We start from the raw sequence: 4,646 nt of genomic DNA, 5'->3' as shown, positions 1-4,646 counted from the left end.
AACCTACCTCCGGCCATCTATGAAGATCAGCTTGCTAGGATGACGTCACTGGCTGCATGAAACCGGGTGTCCACACCCCGGGGGGAACGCCACCTCCCTCGAACTGACCGTGACTCACCTGGCGCTGCCCGCCATCGGCAGAGCCCTGGCAGCCAACAGCGCTGAGCTGCTGTGGATCGTGGATGTTTATGCCTTTCTGCTCGCCGGATCGTTGATCACCATGGGTACGCTGGGCGATCGGATCGGCCGCCGACGCCTCCTGCTGATCGGCGCGGCCGCGTACGGCGTCGCATCCGTGCTCGCGGCCTACGCTCCCAGCGCGGGCGCGCTCATCGCGGTCCGTGCGCTACTCGGAATCTCTGGCGCTACGTTGATGCCGTCCGTGCTCTCCCTGACCGTCGCCATGTTCCGGGATCCCCGGCAACGCAGCGTCGCCGTCGGGATCGTCATTGCCAGCGTGTCCGGAGGCACCGCGATCGGCCCTCTCGTGGGCGGGTGGTTGCTGGAGCGCTTCTGGTGGGGGTCGGTGTTCCTGCTCGGCGTGCCGGTGATGGCGCTGCTCCTGGCGCTGGGGCCGATCCTGCTGCCCGAGCGATGCGACGCGGGGGCAGGGCGGTTGGACCCGACCAGCGCCGCACTGTCGCTGGCTGCGGTGTTGCCGGCGGTCTACGGTCTCAAGCAGATCGCCGCCGACGGTCCCGGCTGGTTGCCCGTGCTCTCCGTCACAGTCGGGCTGCTGTTCGCCGTCGTCTTCCTGCGCAGGCAGCGCGCGTTGCGCCACCCGCTGATCGACCTGCGATTGTTTGCGAACCGGGCGTTCAGTACCGCCGTGGCCACGCTGGCGCTCGGCATCTTCGTGTTGTGGGGTTTCAACTACGCCTTCGCGCAATATCTGCAGTTGGTGCGCGGGCTCTCGCCGCTGCAGGCCGGTCTGTGGACGGCGCCTTCAGCTATCGGGGTAATCGTCGGATCGACGCTGGCCTCCAGAATCGTGCGCTGGATAGCCCCGGGACCGGTCATCGCGGCCGGACTGGCCCTGGCTGCCGTCGGCTTCGTCGTGGTCGCCCAGGCGGGCATGACTGCCGGGACAAGTGCCCTGGCCCTCCTGGTCGCCGGGGCCATCATCGTGTCCGCTGGGCTCGGTCCGATGATGGCGCTGGCCACCGACATGGTCGTCGGTACCGCACCCCCCGAGCAGGCCGGCGCCGCCTCGGCGATCTCCTCGACCGCGCCTCAACTCGGCGGTGCACTCGGCATCGCACTCCTTGGCAGCGCCATCACCGCGGTGTACCGGAGCGAAATGAGCCGCGCTGTCGTGGCGGGCCTCCCCTCAGAGGCCGTGTCCGCCGCGAGGGAGAGCCTGGGCGGCGCTGTGACGGCGAGTCACGTTCTTCCCGACCTGCCCGGGGCCATGCTGCTCAGCACAGCCCGTGAAGCGTTCACTACAGGGTTTCAGCTGAGCGCTGTGGTAAGCGCCGCGACCGTGGCAGGCATGGCCGTCACGGTCGCGGTCATGCTCAGGCACGGCCGAGTCGGCGGCAAGCCGACCGCCCGACGTTGATCGGACATTCACCTACACCCGCGCGAAGGCACAATCCCTCATGAATTCAGAACGTCTCAGACTTGCGGTGATCATCGGCAGCGTCCGAGAGGGCCGGTTCGCGCCCGTCGTGGCCAGGTGGTTCGTCGCGCAAGCGGAGAGCCGTCATAGCCTGCAGGTGGAGGTCATCGACCTTGCCACGACGCCCTTGCCGTACGCCCAACAAAGCCGACCCGTACCCGACGGGGTGTACGACTCGCCACTGGTTCGCGCATTTGCCGCCCGAATCCGTATTGCAGATGCTTTTGTCATCGTCACCCCGGAGTACAACCACGGCTATCCAGGGCCACTTAAGCTTGCGATTGACTCTGTCTGTCCAGAGTGGCACGCGAAGCCGGTTGGATTCGTCGCCTATGGCGGTATTTCCGGTGGTCTACGCGCGGTTGAGCAGCTCCGGCCTGTCTTCGCCGAACTTCAGGCAGTCACTATAAGAAACACCGTTAGCTTTCACCGGGTGCACGGCCAGTTCGACACGGACGGAAACCTCAAAGACCCCGATACGTTCAACGCCGCGGCCGCGGCGCTGCTTGATCAGCTGACCTGGTGGGCCGGCGCTCTGCGCAATGCCCGGGTCACCTGCACCGGTGAGGAATGGTGTAGCTCGCTTCCGGGGCTGGGCTGATCAACCCATGAGCGTGTTTCCATCCTGGTGGCGGCGGGGTTATAGGACGCGGTGTTGTTCGCGATCGAGGCGATAGCCCAGTAGGCGTCCAGGTCACTGTTGGAGATCCCCGCGCGAAGCTGCGACTCCCGGACCTATGCACGGCCGCCGACCCCTCGACCGGGTCTGCCCGTCACGGAATCCGTGCCCAAGCCGGTATTCACGTGTGCGGGTGCAGGCCGTCCCTCGCCGTCAACGGGAGCGGGTTGAAGTCACCACGGGCAGCGGACCGTTGGCGGGCGCCCTGCACGACCGCCGCGGCCGTCACCTGCTCGGCCGCGTATGGCGATTGCGGAAGTGGTACAGGTGAGCCGACAGGTGCAGGTCGGAACGAGGCGTAACCGCGTCGGTGCGTTGCTGGGAAACGATCACTGCCGTCTCGGGAAGCGATCTTCGAACCCACGCTTCATCGCAGGCCAGGGCAGCTCGTGAACACCCCACCAGGGGCCGTTATTGAGACGGCTGGACTGAGGTTGACGGGATCCCGTCCGATCGTTGAGATCGGGCGGGATCTTGTCGTTTCAGGAGTTCCGAATCGGGTTCGTCCTGGTTTGGGAGCCGCGGAGCAGGTGTCCGGGAAGGCCCGGGTGGTGTCAGGGCGCTGGTGGAGGTCGGAGTTCGCGTCGCTGGGCATGGCGATGCCGGCTCTGGGCTGGGTGTTGCGACAAGGTGATCTGAAGCGCGGGTTATTGGACGGGTGGCGGCCTGCTCCGGCCCGGGAGTCGCGAGCGGTCGAGATGGCGTTGGCGACTCCCCCCGGCGCGTGGCCATTGATGCCCGCGGCGATGGAGAACAGGCCCGGCTCGTGCTGCGTCAGCCAGCCCAGTGCGGTCAGCCGCCTGAGCCGTGCCCGGGTGGTCTCCACTCGCCCCCGCACGGCAGGCTCACCCAGCGCTTGAGCCACTTCCTTGGCACGCATCGTCCGCCCGGAACTCGCCATGATCACAACGACCTGCTTGTCGAGCCCGGCGACCGGTTTCGGCGCTGGCACGGCTTCCTCCGGCGAGGCGCGTCGGGGCATCAGGCGTTCCGCCAGACGGCGCTTGCCCGGTCCGGGAATGCCCGGCCAGCATCGGTACGACTATCCTCCGGGCGGTGGCCAGGTCGCTCAGTTGCTCCTCCAGAGCCGCCACCTGCTCACGCAACGACTCAAGTTGCCTGCGGACGGACTCCTCGTCCGCAGCCAGCCGCTCCAGCAGCGATGCTTCGCCAACGTCATGCCCGACCTCCACGTACTGGCGCCGTGCGTAACCCGCAAAAGCTTGCGACTGCACAGAGTCATGAAGTGCCTGCAAACCGTAGCTTTAGATGGCTTTGCGGCTCGCGTGAAGAGACGCCTCTGCAATCGGTCCTTCCACTGCCCAGCACAGCTCTTGCTGTGCGACTACAGACCCGCTGGATGGCTCGACAACCACTCACTGTGTGCTGCCTTGAGGCGCTCCCTTGCTGCAGAGTCTTGGAGAGCGCAGTCCGCTCCGCCGTCGTAGGGGTGGTAGACGCGGCTCATCCGCAAGTCGGCGATCAAGACGCCGGCCATGACATCATCAGCCGACGCTCTCAGCAGCGAGTCGAGAGCTCCCCATTGCCAGCTCTGGCGTGTCACCAGCATGTGGGAGTAGCTGGGGAATTCCTCACCATCGTCACCCTCTGTGACGGTCATCCACAGGCGTGCCCCAGGGTTCAACGACAGCGGCTCTGGATACTCCAGGGGCGTGGCGAACTCGCTCTCTCCCGTGTAGGCGACGGTGACGACGAATACCTCCTCGCCGTCGAACAGCTCAGACAGCACGGTGTTGTGCCGATGCAGCAGGATCTCGTACTCGAGCGGTGTACCCGCATACCGCTTGGACTCGGGAAGGCTGTGGAAGCGAACCCAGCGTGAGCCGTAGAACCGCTTCAGCTCATGGCCGACAGGTGGACAATCTGGCCAGCTCGCTTGCCACCGCTCACTTAGTTCAGGCCACTCATCGAGCACGCAACGCCACGTCATGAGGTCAGCGTAGAGAGACGGCCAACCTGGACGCGAAAGCATTTCGCGGGCCACCGGCCAGGTGGTGGCTAAGATCCGCGCATGTCCCGTTTTGAGGTGGCCACCCTGGTTCTCGCGCCGCCGCCGGTCGTCTTCGATGCGTCCTTATCAGTCGAGCTGCACGCCTCTTCCATGCGCGACTCGCGCGAGCAAGCAGTCGCAGGGGTTACTTCCGGACAGCTCTCCCTGGGCGATCAGGTCACATGGCGAGCGCGGCACTTCGGCTTCACATGGCACCTGACCTCGACAATCAGTGATCCTTTTTCATCCTCAGACGGCCTGTGTGACGCGGTGGTTCTGAAGGACGGCGATGGCCTTGCAGAGGTGGCCAGCCTTGGATGGGCTGCAGCGTAGCT

At 65.8% G+C, this 4,646-nt stretch carries 4 protein-coding genes; 3 read left to right on the top strand and 1 reads right to left on the bottom strand.

Annotation, left to right across the window (positions count from 1 at the left end; genetic code table 11):
• Positions 1-109: 109 nt before the first annotated feature.
• Both AB0B61_RS57365 and AB0B61_RS57360 read left to right on the top strand, forming a co-directional pair.
• Positions 110-1,561, top strand: a complete 1,452-nt coding sequence (locus AB0B61_RS57365; protein WP_358450815.1) for an MFS transporter — start codon at positions 110-112, stop codon at positions 1,559-1,561.
• A 67-nt stretch (positions 1,562-1,628) separates the two neighbouring features.
• Positions 1,629-2,222 (top strand): NAD(P)H-dependent oxidoreductase, encoded by a 594-nt coding sequence (locus AB0B61_RS57360; RefSeq protein ID WP_358450812.1) that lies wholly within the window; start codon positions 1,629-1,631, stop codon positions 2,220-2,222.
• A gap of 1,423 nt (positions 2,223-3,645) precedes the next feature.
• On the opposite strand, the gene AB0B61_RS57355 is transcribed toward AB0B61_RS57360, so the two are convergent.
• A complete protein-coding gene (locus AB0B61_RS57355) occupies positions 3,646-4,251 on the bottom strand; it encodes a hypothetical protein (RefSeq protein WP_358450809.1) in 606 nt (201 codons plus the stop codon).
• A gap of 81 nt (positions 4,252-4,332) precedes the next feature.
• Here AB0B61_RS57355 and AB0B61_RS57350 point away from each other — a divergent pair, with 81 nt between their 5' ends.
• On the top strand, positions 4,333-4,644 hold the full coding sequence (locus tag AB0B61_RS57350; protein WP_358450806.1) for a hypothetical protein: 312 nt from the start codon (positions 4,333-4,335) through the stop codon (positions 4,642-4,644).
• Positions 4,645-4,646: the final 2 nt, after the last annotated feature.

This window comes from Nonomuraea sp. NPDC049158 (assembly GCF_040648335.1).
GTDB lineage: Bacteria > Actinomycetota > Actinomycetes > Streptosporangiales > Streptosporangiaceae > Nonomuraea.
This window is presented reverse-complemented; position numbering and strand designations above follow the sequence as displayed.